General features: G+C 53.3%; 11 protein-coding genes. 2 read left to right on the top strand and 9 right to left on the bottom strand.

The annotated features are described in order from the left end of the window. Positions 1 to 51: 51 nt before the first annotated feature. The 7 genes from DEU53_RS09810 to DEU53_RS09780 form a co-directional block, all read right to left on the bottom strand. Positions 52 to 516, bottom strand: coding sequence for a nucleoside deaminase (locus tag DEU53_RS09810; RefSeq protein WP_110866886.1), 465 nt, complete (start codon positions 514 to 516; stop codon positions 52 to 54). A 209-nt stretch (positions 517 to 725) separates the two neighbouring features. Continuing rightward, positions 726 to 1,067 (bottom strand): hypothetical protein, encoded by a 342-nt coding sequence (locus DEU53_RS09805; protein WP_101761514.1) that lies wholly within the window; start codon positions 1,065 to 1,067, stop codon positions 726 to 728. A gap of 158 nt (positions 1,068 to 1,225) precedes the next feature. Continuing rightward, positions 1,226 to 1,486 carry a biofilm/acid-resistance regulator YmgB/AriR gene (locus DEU53_RS09800; RefSeq protein WP_101761515.1) on the bottom strand — a complete coding sequence of 87 codons (261 nt, stop codon included), beginning with the start codon at positions 1,484 to 1,486 and terminating at the stop codon, positions 1,226 to 1,228. 442 nt (positions 1,487 to 1,928) lie between these two features. Further along, positions 1,929 to 3,281, bottom strand: coding sequence for a PTS cellobiose transporter subunit IIC (gene celB, locus DEU53_RS09795; protein WP_110866885.1), 1,353 nt, complete (start codon positions 3,279 to 3,281; stop codon positions 1,929 to 1,931). Positions 3,282 to 3,312: 31 nt separating this feature from the next. Beyond that, positions 3,313 to 4,626 carry a 6-phospho-beta-glucosidase gene (locus DEU53_RS09790; RefSeq protein WP_110866884.1) on the bottom strand — a complete coding sequence of 438 codons (1,314 nt, stop codon included), beginning with the start codon at positions 4,624 to 4,626 and terminating at the stop codon, positions 3,313 to 3,315. Next, on the bottom strand, positions 4,619 to 4,960 hold the full coding sequence (locus DEU53_RS09785) for a PTS lactose/cellobiose transporter subunit IIA (protein ID WP_110866883.1): 342 nt from the start codon (positions 4,958 to 4,960) through the stop codon (positions 4,619 to 4,621). The genes DEU53_RS09790 and DEU53_RS09785 overlap by 8 nt, the downstream gene beginning before the upstream one ends. 59 nt (positions 4,961 to 5,019) lie before the next feature. After that, the gene (locus DEU53_RS09780; RefSeq protein ID WP_110866882.1) at positions 5,020 to 5,328 is read right to left on the bottom strand and encodes a PTS sugar transporter subunit IIB; all 309 of its coding nucleotides are present in this window, start codon (positions 5,326 to 5,328) and stop codon (positions 5,020 to 5,022) included. Positions 5,329 to 5,616: 288 nt separating this feature from the next. Between DEU53_RS09780 and DEU53_RS09775 the strand changes: the two genes are divergently transcribed. Next, positions 5,617 to 6,555: a MurR/RpiR family transcriptional regulator gene (locus tag DEU53_RS09775; protein ID WP_110866881.1), complete on the top strand. Its 939-nt coding sequence runs from the start codon at positions 5,617 to 5,619 to the stop codon at positions 6,553 to 6,555. Positions 6,556 to 6,564: 9 nt separating this feature from the next. On the opposite strand, the gene DEU53_RS09770 is transcribed toward DEU53_RS09775, so the two are convergent. Continuing rightward, entirely contained in the window at positions 6,565 to 7,260 is a 696-nt protein-coding gene (locus DEU53_RS09770; RefSeq protein WP_110866880.1) for a response regulator transcription factor, read from the bottom strand. Between the two features lie 268 nt (positions 7,261 to 7,528). Here DEU53_RS09770 and DEU53_RS09765 point away from each other — a divergent pair, with 268 nt between their 5' ends. Next, entirely contained in the window at positions 7,529 to 10,348 is a 2,820-nt protein-coding gene (locus DEU53_RS09765; RefSeq protein WP_158527632.1) for a transporter substrate-binding domain-containing protein, read from the top strand. Positions 10,349 to 10,464: 116 nt separating this feature from the next. On the opposite strand, the gene DEU53_RS09760 is transcribed toward DEU53_RS09765, so the two are convergent. Further along, a complete protein-coding gene (locus DEU53_RS09760; protein ID WP_233501708.1) occupies positions 10,465 to 13,968 on the bottom strand; it encodes a transporter substrate-binding domain-containing protein in 3,504 nt (1,167 codons plus the stop codon). Positions 13,969 to 14,045 lie beyond the last annotated feature (77 nt).

Here is a 14,045-nt window from a genome sequence, read left to right as displayed (position 1 = left end):
AGGGTGTTGATCATCTTGGGAGGGATTAAGCCGCGAGCAACTGACACGCTTTTATTTATTTAAAACCTGCCAGTGTTTATAGACGTCGAGCGCCTGCGGTCGAGGCTGATATTGCATCGGCAAGCGACGTTGTTCAATTGGCTTGCTGTATTCAGCGTAAAAGGTGTCCAGTTCAAAGTATTTACGATCGTCACGGTAATACGTCGAGTATTCTTCGCGTTTGGTGATGTATATCACCTGCTTTGGACTGCAATAATAGAGTGCACCCAGACACATTGGACAAGGGCTGGCAAGAATGTAAATGTCGCAGTCGGTGAGGTTTTCGCTGCTTGATTGACGGCAGGCTTCGCGGATGGCCAGTATTTCAGCGTGAGCCGTGGGATCATTCGTCTGTGCGACCTGGTTTGCGCTCTCAGCGATTACCTTGCCGTCGCGAACAATGACTGTTGCAAATGGGCGACCGCCCTCTTCAACGTTTTTCATTGCTAAATCGATCGTGCGTTGTACAAAATCCATTCGTTCCTCGCTTGTATACATAATTAACCATGACATTTTGAGCCTGGTTCAGTTTTGTATAATGCGAAAGCGATGAGCAGGCTAAACGTATACGATTTAACCGGTGAATAAGTAAAAGTTTATTTCTGATGGCGGTGATGGGCAGCACCGCCTTTAGAAGAGTAATAATCTTAATCGCAAGCTCGCATTTTAAGACTAATTACTGAGGACTACCATTGATGAGGGTTACGCAAAAATTCTGCCTGGCTCGGCAAAATTTCAAGATCCCGTTTTCTACAAAAAACCTGCGACGGCATATTTCCTGTTAACGGCGCAATGTCACGCAGTTTCATTTCACGGTTAACTTTAGGTAACCACTCTTCGAACTGTTTCGCGTAGGAATCTGCCAGATTTTTATCATGGGTGCGCCCGACAAAAAGCTTACTTTTAGCGAGACGGGAAATGTCCGTCGCATATATTTCGTAGAGATCGCCACACTGTACAATTTCAATTGCGGTGAAATGCATATTGGGCCAGAAACTCACTTTTGCTGAAAAATTGCTGTAATTCATAAAATATCACTTATTGTTGGATTTATCTGTGTGCCAGATTATTCTGGTCGGGCCAGTAATTATAACGCCATTTTCATGGCCTGATACTGTCAGATAAATCCTGAACTTTTAAAATTGAATCGCTTTAAAACCCACGTTCTTAATTGTGGGAGATTATCTTAACTGAAAAAGCCGTCATCATCCGGCGTCTTTCCTACCACGATTTGCAGCGTATTCCGCAGGCAATCCTGGAAAATCACATCATTGGTGCTCTCAAGCTCTGCCAGCAGATAGGCAATAATGCTCTTATTGGTAACAGTTTTTTTGTCTTTTATGATAGCGGTGATAATTGAGCCCAATATTTCGGCCTCAGATTTCAGCTTTACAGAACCACAATTGAAATAAGCGATAAAATCGGTACTGATATTCATTTTTTGCATGCGTTTCCCCTGGCGACGTTAGTGCCAGCACTTTATGGAGTAATAAAAAATTAATGGAATAGTCTGAAAAATGAGATCGCAAATGATCTCGTTAAGCTGATTGAATTTAATAAAAGGGGAATATTGTTAATTTTAGAGAAAATGTCTATCAAGAGAGCCTGCTGACGTTTACATTGAGTAGCGTGGGTTTCGGGGTGAAAGAAGTTATGTCACCACTTGATCACAAAAATATACAAACACGTAATAAGAGTACAGAAGTTTCTTTTAATAAAACCGCTGTTATTTTAAGCAATTGAAATAAAATCAGCGATAACAGTCAGTTGAGTGATAGTTAGAGTCCAAAGAGAATTGTAAATTAGTCCTGTTAGGTGATTAATGCGCATTGTTGTTTATCGGTTTACAGATCACAGAAGCGCACATTGATGCGCTTCTGCCCCGGTGTTCAAGGCGTTACCGCTTCGCCGCTCACAATTTTTGCTTGCTGCAGGCTGGCCTCTTCCTCGCGGAATTTCAGACGATCCCAGACCCGGAAGAACGGATAGTAAATCACCAGCGAAATCGTTAGATTCACCACCTGCAAAACGGTGCCGGAAATATGCCCGCCGGTGGCCAGATAGCCGCTGACGAAAATCGGTGTGGTAAACGGCAGCGCAATCCCCGCTGGCGGCGCCACCAAACCGGTGCTCATCGCCGCCCACGACACAATCACCAGCACCACCGGCGTCAGGATAAAGGGCAGGAACAGATACGGGTTCATCACCAGCGGAATACCGAACACTAATGGCTCACTGATGTTAAACAGCGCCGCCGGTGCGGCAATTTTACCAAGCTGTTTCATCTGGCGACTGCGCGAACGAATCAGCATGAAAATCACCAATCCCAGTAGCGCGCCGGTGCCGCCGGGTGCAATCCACAAATCATAAAACTGCTGGGTAAAGATGTGCGGGATCGGTTGGTTATGCTGAAACGCCTCGAGGTTTTCACTCATATTCGACAGCCAAACCGGTTGAATAAACACCAGCACAATCGCATCGCCGTGCAGTCCAAGCGTCCAGAGAATCCCAATCAGCAGCACCGAGAAAATCATGCCGGGCAAGGTGCCGCCCACGTGATGCATCGGCAAACCAATCACAGTGGCAATCAGGTTATTGATATCGCCGAACGGCGATGCTTCCACCGCCAGACGAATCACCAACACCACCGCCAGCACACAAAAACCGGGTACCAGCGCGAGGAAGGATTTCGCCACCGCAGGCGGCACGCCCTCCGGCATCTTGATCACCAGATTACGGTTGTGCACAAAGCGATAAATCTCGGTCGAGAGCAGCGCAACCACGATAGCTACAAACAAACCCTGGCTGCCAATCAGTGAAATCGGCAACACGCCGGTGACCAACTGCGTCGGCGCGCCTTCCACCGGAGCAAACAGCGTCTGCTGCGGAATGGTCATCACAAATGCCACTAACGCCATCGCGCCGCTGGTGAGCGGGTCGAGCGTGCGATACTTCTCCGCCAGGCGGTAAGCGATGCCGAAGCTGGAGATCAGCGCCATGATGTCGTAGGTCGCGCGCACCGGATAAAGCAGTTTGTTGCGCCACGTCTCGCCAAACAGATCCGCCATTAAATGGCCCCACGCCGGAATCGGCAGATAGGCAAAGATCAGGAAGAAGCTGCCAATCAGCATAAACGGCATGTTGAGAATGATGCCGTCGCGCACGGAGAGCACATGCTTCTGACCGGCGATTTTCAGTGCGACGGGCAAGACATAACGGTCTATAAAAGTACGGTTAGACATAGGTGTTCCTCTGGCTCAGTGGCGCAACGGATTATGGCGTGGCGAACTGCGGCAGCCACGGCTTGTTTAAGGTCAGCACTTCGTCAAGCAAGGCTTCGGCGGTCGCGACATCACCGACTAACGGATTGCCGAGCAGCGCCAGCAGCGCTTGCTCACGATCGCCATGCACCGCGGCTTCGATAGTCAGGCGTTCAAACGCTTTGATCTGCTGCGTCAGGCCATTCATCAGCGGCGGCAACTCACCAAACGCCAACGGATGCGCGCCTTGCGCATCAACCAGACAGTTCACCTCCACCACCGCGTCATCTGGCAGGCCATGAATCGCGCCATTGTTGCGACAGTTCACCACCAGATTTTTGCCGCTGTTATTGTGAATCGCACTGATCAGCTCAACCGCCACTTCGGAGTAATACGCCCCGCCGCGGAAACTCAGCTGCTCGGGTTTGTGCGCCAGATGCGTGTCGGCATACAGCGCGAACAGTTCCGCTTCCACTTTCATCACCTGCTCCGCGCGCGTGCCTTCATGACCGTTTTGCGCTTTCTCCTGCTCTTCGGCCAGCATCTGCGGCGTTTGCCAGTAATAACGGTGATACGGGCACGGAATCGCTTTGAGCGCGCGCAGGAACTGCGGCGACCACGGCATGTCTTTGATGTTGTTCATGGTGAGCGATTGGCCATCGCACAGTTGCTCGATCACCTGCGCGGTCACATCCTCACCGCGACAGGTCACCTGATGCACCCACACCAGATGATTGAGCCCGGCGAAGCGCAGCTGCACGTCATCCCAGGGCGCGTCGAGCATGCCAGCAATCATGTGATGCATATTCACCGGCACATTGCACAGCCCGATGATTTTCGCCTTGCTATAGCGCGACACCGCCTCCGTCACAATTCCCGCCGGATTAGTGAAGTTGATGATGAAGGCGTCCGGCGCCAGCTCCTCGACTTTGCGCGCTACTTTGAGCATCACCGGAATGGTGCGCAATGCTTTGGCAAAGCCGCCAACGCCAGTGGTTTCCTGGCCGAGCCGACCATATTTCAGCCCGAGGCGCTCATCCGCCGCGCGCGCGGCCAACAATCCCACACGCAGCTGCGTCAGAACAAAACGAGCACCGCGAATCGCGTCATCCAGCTCAAAATGGACGCTGACTTTTACCTGCTCCAGCCCGTTTTGCTGCAGCATGCGACGAGTAAGATCGGCGATGACATTAACCTTTTCGCGCCCTTGCTCAATATCCACCAGCGCCAGTTCCGTCACCGGCAGCTGCGCATAGCGATTGATGATCCCTTCCACCAGCTCCGGTGAATAGCTGCTGCCACCACCAATAATTGCGATCTTAAGCATCTATGCCTCCTGCCGCTGTGCGGCGGTAGAGTTCAATGATTTCGCCAGCCAAATCCTGAATCAGCATGGCGTTCATAAGATGATCCTGGGCGTGCACCAGAATCAGCGTGACCGGCAACTTACCGCTGCCTTCATCCAGACCAATCAGCGCGGTCTGCTGCTGGTGCGCAGCGCTGATGCTTTCGCCTGCCGCCGCCAGCTGTTGCTGCGCCTCGCTGAAGCGCCCTTCTCGTGCCAGTCGTAGCGCGCTGATGGCCGCGCTGCGGGCTGCGCCGGCCTGCACCAGCAACAGCATAATTTCCTCTTCAAACTCGATAGCCACGATTTCAGACATGCAGAATCCCCCACAGCACAACGCCGTGTAATGTCAGTTGGATGGGTTAAAAAGGACGTTTAAGAAGCGTGTAAGGCCAGCGCTTTATCGAGCACCTGTTCGCCACGCATCATGCCGTAATCCATCATGTCGATGACGGCGACAGATTTGCCTTGCGGCGCGGCAATGGCGCTAAGTCGGGCTGCTTCGAACTGCACCTGCGGGCCAAGCAGAACCACATCGGCATCTGGCAGAATGCGTTCGAAGTCCGCCACCGGCACGGCTTTAATGTCAATCTCCATACCGCGACCTGCAGCGGCATGCTGCATTTTGCTCACCAGCATGCTGGTTGACATGCCTGCAGCACAGCAAAGTACGATGCGCATAATTTCTTCTCCTGTGATTTGTCCCGGTCATTTAAGACCTGTCTCAGAGACGCTGTAAAGTGGTTGCGGGCAGAGGATTTTCTGATGGATAGATAATTTATTGATACAAGTCAGATGGATACGATTAAAATCGTCATGAAAATATTTTTCATGAGTGTGATCTTAACCGTAATTTAACAGTGAAAAGCCCGCCAAACGGCGCTAAGACCCCGCAATAAGCTGAAAAAAAACTCAACATGAAAAATAATTTCATGCATGATGGACCTTCGCAACTGAGGATGTGATGAGCTGATGGATATTGTGTGGCAATTACGGCAGCAGTCGGAGCGCGCGGATGCGCAGGAATCGAGGCTGGCGCGTTTTATTCTGGCGAACCTGCACGCCAATGTACACGTCACCATGGAGAGTCTGGCTACACAGGCTGGCGTGAGTCAGGATGTGCTAAGACGCTTTGCCACCTCGGCGGGCTGTCAGGATCTTGATGATTTTCTCCATCAGGTGCGGAAAGCCGGTCAGCAGCAGGATGTTGAATTTATCGATGTCATCCGCCAGCGGCAATCGTCGCTGAGTCAGCAGGAGAAACGCGTTGCCGAAGCGATTCTCAGCGACACTGCTTTTGCCGCTTCCGCCACCATCGAGCAACTTGCCGGCCGCGCAGAAGTCAGCGCCGCCACCATCACCCGCTTTGCGCGTTCGCTGGGTTGCGAAGATATCCGTGATTTGCGTATGCGACTGGCGCGCGCGCCACAGAGACAACCCCCTCACGCGATTGCGCCGATTGAGGCTATTACTCAAGCGTTAACCCAGCAATATGGTCAAGCGGAAGCGGCGACCTGGCAACGTGCCGCAGAGATGTTGCGTAAAGCCCGAAGCGTACTGCTGATTGGCGCATCGGGGCTGCAAACTACGCTGGTGGCGGACGTCCATCAGCGCCTGCAAAACGCCGGACTGGCCAGCGCGTGGATTCAGGATGATAACCTGCTGAGCATGACGCTGAGCCGTTTGCAACCGGACGATCTGTTGCTGATTCTCGCGCCTGATACGGTTAACAGCCACGTGCTCAGCGCGGTACACCATGCGCACATTCAAAAAACGCCGGTGATTGCGCTTTGTGCGCAGACATTAGATCTCGTCAATCAGGCAGATATCTGGCTGCCGCTGCCGGAAGCGCAACACGCGCGCCGTTACGGCATTTTGTTTGCGCTGGATCGGCTGGAAGCGGCGCTTTAAGCACAGCGGTTACTGAAACAGATCGCCACGATATTTAAACAGCTCCAAATCCGACGCGATGCCGAGTTTTTTCATGCCGGTCTGCTTATGAGCGCTGATGGTTTTGCGGCTGCGATTGAGTTTTGCAGCGATTTCGAACACTTGCATGCCATCAATAAAACAGCGAATCACTTCCGCTTCACGCGCCGTGAGCAATTTACTCAGCTGTGAAACACGCGAAACCTCGTTCGAATCTTCCTGCAAAATAGGACGATCCCGCTTACGGCCTGGCAATTGGCTTAGCTGGCTGGCGATGTCATCCGGCAGCGAGCGCTTGCCAGCAGCAATATTACGGATTGCCGCAAAGTAAGCCGGGGTCTCTTCACGTTTAGTGATATAGCCTTTAATGCCCAGATGCAGAGCTGCACGAATTACCGCAACACTTTCCATCGACGTTGAGAGCAAAATTTTCAACTGCGGATGATGCATCCGGATGTGTTTAATTAGCGATAAGCCATCTAACTGGTCGTTACCCAGAATGTAATCCAGCACCAATACGTCGGCACTGTTCTGCCCAAGCCAGGCCAACAGCGCTTTGCTGGTGCCAAATGTCGCCAGCATGTTGATATCGGGTTCACGTGTGGCAGCAACTTCGAATGAGAAGCGCATCATGGGATGATCATCCAGCATCACCACCTTAATTTTGTTCGCGTGAAACACGGCCATCTGCCACCTCGGTAACCTGAAACTCATATTGATACGGTTTGGCCCAGCATAGGCATTACCGGGACTTTTCTGAAGCGCTGAATGCTTAGGCGCGCGTAGGAAAATACTTATATTATTTTTCATACACTTACTACTAAAAACCAAGACCTGGCCTGGCTGATTCCAGGCAGTATTACGTCAAAATCAAGTTAGAAAAATTACCGATTATTTGACGATGAAAAACGGACTGCTTTTTTACCTCTTGCTTGCTCTCCTGACGCTGGTTTTCATGCCAGGGCTGCCACATGCGCAAGGAAACGTGCTGACGCTGGCCCCGCGCATTGAAGTCAATCCGCCGCCGGTGACCTTTGCCGCGAATGTTCGCGCGTGGCTGCTAACGCATCCCGTGGTGCGCGTCGGCGTCTGGGGCGCGTCACAACCGCCGGTTAGCTTGGGCATGGAGCGTGGACAGTTGGCGGGCATTGACGCAGATTACCTGGCGCTGCTCGAATCGACGCTACAGGTACATTTTGAGCTGACTCACTATCGCAGCCGTGAAGAGGCGATTCGCGCGATGAATCATAAAAAAGTCGACATGCTGGCGATCTGGACACCCGATCTCTCGCCGCACATGTCGGTGCATGCTTCATTGCCATGGCTAAACGACCGAGCGGTGATCGTCACGCGCGCCGGACAGCAAGCGCCGCGCGGTAAGCTGCCGTTACTCATGCTGGATAGTCAAACGCTGCCAGATATCAGTCCTTCGCCGGAAGCGTTTGAAGATTACTATCAGGCGATCAATTCCATCGCCTTTGGTCAATCCGCTGCCGCCGGTTTTAGCCATGCTACCGCCAGCTATCTTCAGCGTAATAATCAACTCGACAATCTGTGGCTGCTGCCGCATCCTTCACTCGGCGAGTTCCGGCTCACTTTTGGCGTGCCGGCTGCCGAACCGCAATTGCTAAGCGCCATCAATAATGTGCTCACTCATCTGCCGCTGGTAAGCCGTTTGCGCATTGCACAAGGCTGGGGCATGGATCGTGAAGCGGTGATCGGTCATCCCGCGTTATCACTCTCGCCGGAAGAGCTGACATGGAGCCAGCAAAATCCGGCCATCACTGTATTGCTGGATGGTCGTCGCGAACCTATAAGTTATATCAGCCAGCAAGGTGAACCCTCTGGACTGGCGGTCGATGTGCTGCGGCACATCAGCGAGCGCTTCGGCTTACAGTTCAACTATCAAATGGCTGAAGACGATGCACAGCTGACCGCGCTGTGGGTGAAATATCCGCAGGCGGTGCTGGCCAGCAGCCTAACGATACCGGGAGAACCGGAAGCCGCCGATCTTTCGATGACGCAAAGTGAGCCCTGGCTGGTGACGCCAGCAGTGCTGGTGATGCAACGCAACACCATTCAGCCTGCTTCACTGCACGAGCTGGAGGGCGAGAGAATTGCGATCCAGCAGAATAATCCGCTGATTCCGTGGCTGGAAACCTGGTATCCCACGTTGCAACTGATCGTCACCGACACGCTGCAGCAGGCGCTGGTGCTGGTCAACAACGGCGAGGCGCACGGCGCGATTGGATCGCAATTCTCGGTACAGTATCAGCTGAAGCGCAACCCATTCCACCGTCTACACCAGTCGCTTTCGCTGCCGGTAAAACCTTACAGTGTGGGCTTTGCCGCCCAACGCGCAGACTCACCTGCTCTCAGTATTCTCAACAAAGCGCTACAACAAACGCCTCCCGATAGGCTGATGAGTATGGCCAGTTCCTGGCGTGACACACTCCTGGCGCCGGATCAGAAATCAGCACCCGCGTTTTCCCCCACCTTAATCGCGATCACCCTGTTGCTGGGGTTGCTGCTGTTCCTGTTGGTAGGCTGGTGGATTGGTCGATTGTGCCAGTCGCTAAAGGCCCTGCGTAAACGTCTCAACAGTAATCAGACTTTGATTCGTCAACTGCAGGAAGCCAAAGCAGAGAATGATCGGGTGCTCGCGGCACGTAACGCGTTTATGAAGAGCATGGGCCACGAAATTCGCACCCCGCTCAACGCTATTACCGGCCTGCTGGAGTTAGAGCTGGAGCGATTACATAGCCAGCATCAGCACAATGAAAATTTGCAAACGGTGTATGAATCCGCCTGCTCGCTGCTCTCCATCACCGGCGATGTGTTTGATATTTTCCGTGCCGAAGCGCGTGATGAACAGAGCCGCATCCGCGTGGTGAACCTGCCTTCATTACTGAGCAGTACGGTGGCGCTATTTCAGCAGCAAGCTGAGGAGAAAGGTTTGCGCCTGCATGTCACACTCGATCCCCATGCGCCGCGCGTGGAGTTCGATCCGCTGCTGATCATTCGGATCACCTCCAGCCTGTTACGTAATGCCATTCAACACACTCAGCAAGGCGATATCACGGTGACGCTGTGCTGTGAAACGCAGGAACCTAATGGCTATTTACCGCTGGTGATCGCGGTTAGCAATCAGAGCGACGGCTTGCTGGCCGAGCGCTGGGAAAGCTTGCAAGGCGCTGACGATACGCGCGCCTGGGCGGAAACCGGCTTTAGCCTGGCCGCCTGCCAGCGTATGGCGCAGGACGCCGGTGCGCAGCTCAAAGTCACCAGCGTTGCCGGGGAAAGCAACAGCGTGAGCTTGCACTTCTCTGCGGCACCGGTAAACGCATCGCCAGCTGCACCGCGCGCTACGGCACAGCCCACCCTTAAAGTGCTAATTGTTGACGATTATCCCCCCGCTCGCCTGTTACTGAGCCAGCAGTTGCAAAAGGCGGGCTGCGAGGTACTGAGCGCGTTAGATGGCCAGCAAGGTCTGACGCTTTGGCAGCAACATCAGCATGAAATTGGATTAGTCATTACCGACTGCACCATGCCGCAGATGGACGGTTTTGCCATGAGCCTTGCGATTCGGCAACAGGAGAAAAACCAGCAGCTGGCAGCAACACCCATCTACGCTTTAACGGCGATGAGCAGTTTTGATGCCGCTGAAGATTGCCGCAACGCAGGCATTGATGGCTGCCTGACCAAGCCGATTACGCCAACAGAGTTACGTGGAATTCTGGCGAGTTGTCTGCGCAAAAAGGAAAGCGCATGTTGAATCGCGTCATTATTTTTGATCGCCATCCAATAATGTGGGCACCTGTAAGCGCAGCATCATGCAGAAAATGGACGCCTTGAACGTGAGCGATGTACAGCGCGCCGGCTTTTAACCCTTTACTCCTCTTCGGCGATATCACTCAGAACCGCTGCACTCTCCAGCTGCGCCTGGTAAGCTGCCAACCGCGTGACCAGCTCACTCAAGCGTGGCTGCAATGCGTCGCTTTGCTGTTGTGGATCGCGGCAGGCGATCTCCAGCTGCAGACAGGCATCAGCCAACCGATGCTGGCGGGCGATACGCACGCTGCCCGCGATGCGATGTACCAGATCGGCAATTTCAGCACGATGATGGTCGAGGTTGAGCTCGTCTAGCTGCGTCAAATCTTCCGCCAGCGTGGCAACCATCAAATCGCGCATGGCCGCTTCCATCTGGCGATCGACGTCGCTACTTTCTGGCGCTGCAGGCACGGTGACGTCCGCTGGAGATTTTTCTGCGCCAATCGCGCGCAGTGCGGCCGCCAGGCTGCTGATCGAGCAGGGTTTAAACAGACAGCTGTTCATGCCGGCTTCCAGGCAGCGTTTGATTACCACATGCATGGCATTCGCGGTAAAGCCCATAATCCAACTCGGCGCACGCCCTAAATCTTCTTCCGATTCACGAATAATCTCGGTCAGTTGATAACCATTTAAACCCGGCATATTGCAGTCGGTGATCACCACATCGTAATTGCCACGCTGCCACATCTGTAATGCTTCATGACCATCAGCGGCCAAATCCGCCTGTTGCCCCAACCAACTCAACTGCTTCGCCAGCAGCATACGGTTAGCTGCGTTATCATCCACCACCAGCACCGAACGGAGCGGCAGTTTTTCACCCTCTTCCGCTTTCTCTTCCAGCTCGAGGCTCTGGCTTTCCGCCATCGGCAGCATCAACGTGGCGCGGGCGCAGGTTCCCACACCTTTTTCACTGCTCAGCGTTAAGGTTCCGCCCATCTTTTCACAAATGGTACGGCTGATATAAAGACCAAGCCCGGTTCCGGCGCGGCGGTTATCGGCCTGGCTGAAGGGTTTAAACAGCGCGGCCTGCTGTTTTTCATCAATACCAATGCCGCTGTCCTGCACTTCAATCACCAGATACACGTGGTCGGCAGCGACATCTTTCTGTTGGGTGAGCGTCAGCGAGACGCCGCCCTGATCGGTGAATTTGATCGCGTTGCTTAACAGATTGGACAGCACCTGCTTGATGCGCAACGGATCGGCGAGCACCTGCTCCAACCCATCTTCGGGAATGTGCCTGGTCAGCGTGATATTTTTGTCAATCGCTAGCCCCTGAAACACCTTCATCAGGTTATCGATCAGCTTGCCGGGATGCACCGCTTCCGGATGATATTCCAGCTGGCCGCCTTCAATGCGCGAGATGTCGAGGATATCGCCAATCAGCCCCACCAGACTTTCCGCCGAATCGTATGCCACTTCTAATGCCTGCAAATCCTGCTCGCCGCTGCGCCCTTTTTTCAGCGCCATATCCAGCATGCCGATAATCGCATTCATAGGTGTACGGATTTCATGGCTCATGGTCGAGAGAAATACTGATTTAGCGCGGCTGGAATCTTCTGCCCGCTCTTTGGCCTCGCGCAGTTCGGCAAACAGCGCTTCACGCTCGGAGATGTCCATCCAACCGGCGATAACACCGACCACGTTGCCATCGCTGTCGTTAAACGGCTGGATCCACTGATAAACGGTGACGCCAATCGAAGAATCCGGGTTGTCCCACAGGTCATAACGGCGATCTTCAACGATCGGAACGCCAGTTTTTACCACATCAATCAGCTGATTGTGATAAAACGCCGCCTGCTCTGGCGTGCGTAAGCCGGGATGTTCGGGCATGGTTTTGCCCAACGCCTCTTCATAAATCACACCGGTTTCCACTAAATAGCGCTGGTTACAGTAGGTTAAACGACCATCTTTGTCGCGCAGTGAAACCGGGAACGGCATGCTGGTCACCAACGCTTGTAACTGTGCCAGCTGCACATTCAGTTCACGCCGCAGCTCGGCTTTCCGGCGGATAATTTGTCGCTGATACAGCGCCCAGCCGATCACCATCAACATGAGCAATACAAAGAAGATGATGCTGGCGATCAGCACCGCCTGATAGCGCTGCCAGAAGCTGTCGTAAACAATCAGGTCGCTGGGCCGCCAGCGGTTAGCCAGCTCCTCAATCTCCACCGGCGGAATGCTCAGCAGCACTTTATCGAGAATGCTGCGCAGTTCGGGATCGGCGCGTCCAACGCCAAACGAAACCCACGCGGGCGAACTGCCAATCGCGCTGACCATCTTTAACTTATTCTGGAAGTGAGTTTTGATCTGATAATCCACCATCACCAGAATATCGACGCCCGCATCGGCCTGGCCTTTTTCCACCTTCGCCATCATTTCTGTGATGTTCTGTACCGGCACAATCTCAATTTCCGGATAACGCGCATGCACCATATTTTCGACGCTGGTGTTGGCGACCATCGCCAGCCGCTTGCCGCGCAGATCGGGCAGCGAATGAATATTGTTGTTACCCACGCGCGTGGTCAGGGCAAAGGTGCTGCGCAGATAAGGTCGGGTAAACAGAATTTGCTGCTCGCGCTGAGCGCTGGGAGTCAGCGAGGCGAACATATCAAAATCGGCGCTGTTGACGCGGTTTACCAACTCTTGGGAGGTATCCACGGTTTCAAAACTGAAGCGCAAGCCGGTTTTTAATGTCACCAGCGTAATGAGGTCGCTCACCATGCCACGCAGCGCGCCACTCTGATCGATAATGGTCATGGGCGCGGCTTTGTCCTGGCTAAACATCACCATTTTTATCACCGGATGCGCCATCATCCATTTACGTTCCTCAGCGGTGAAAGGTGGGGTATTCAGCGACTGGTTCATCCCCACCATGTCGGGCTGCCAAATACGCAACAGTTCGTTTTTCTCTTCCTGCGGCACGTTACTGATTGCACGATTCACCAGCGTTTGAAGTTCTGTCGCCTGCTCGGAAAACGCAAAACTGATCATCTTCTGCGGCAGCTGGCTAAAGCGGACCATGCGCAAATTATTTAAAAAGTTACGGCTGAGGGAAAAACTGTTGCCCAGATAGACACGCGCGGTTCCAAAGGAGACGGCGCTCAGCGCATCCTGATAATTTTCATACATGCGGAAATTAGCGTGCGGATAAGCCTGACGCAGCAGGCTTAAAGGCAGATAGGTCTTCACCACGGCAACATCAATATTGTGGAGATCGCCGGGCAAAGGGTCGTTATCGTTGGCGCGCATGCCGAGAACCGGTTGTTCGCTGGCATAAGGATCAGAAAAAAGCAGCGGGCTCTCATCCTGCCGCGCAGTGAGCGACGGCACCAAATCGATCTTGCCACTTTTCAACGCATTGAGTGCTTGCTCCAGCGACGCATATTGCTCAATGTGCAGCGTTAAGCCGAGCTGTTTAGCTACCAGTCCAGCATAGTCGGCGCTCAATCCTTCATATTCGTCCCGCATGTTAGTCATGCCATAAGGCGGTGACTCGCTGGGAAAAATGCCCATTACTAACTGCTTTTTATCCTGCAGCAGATGACGGTCTTCCGTCGAAAGCACTAGCGGTTTGAGCCCCTCAAATGAGGCGCGAGTCAGTAAATGAAACTCTTTCGCCTGCACAGGAACCCGCGCGGCAC

Origin of the sequence: Pantoea sp. AG1095 (genome assembly GCF_003208415.1) — a bacterium.
In the GTDB taxonomy this organism is placed as follows: Bacteria; Pseudomonadota; Gammaproteobacteria; order Enterobacterales; family Enterobacteriaceae; genus Pantoea; species Pantoea leporis.
Note: the sequence above shows the minus strand (reverse complement) of the source record. Positions and strands in the feature narration are given on the sequence as shown.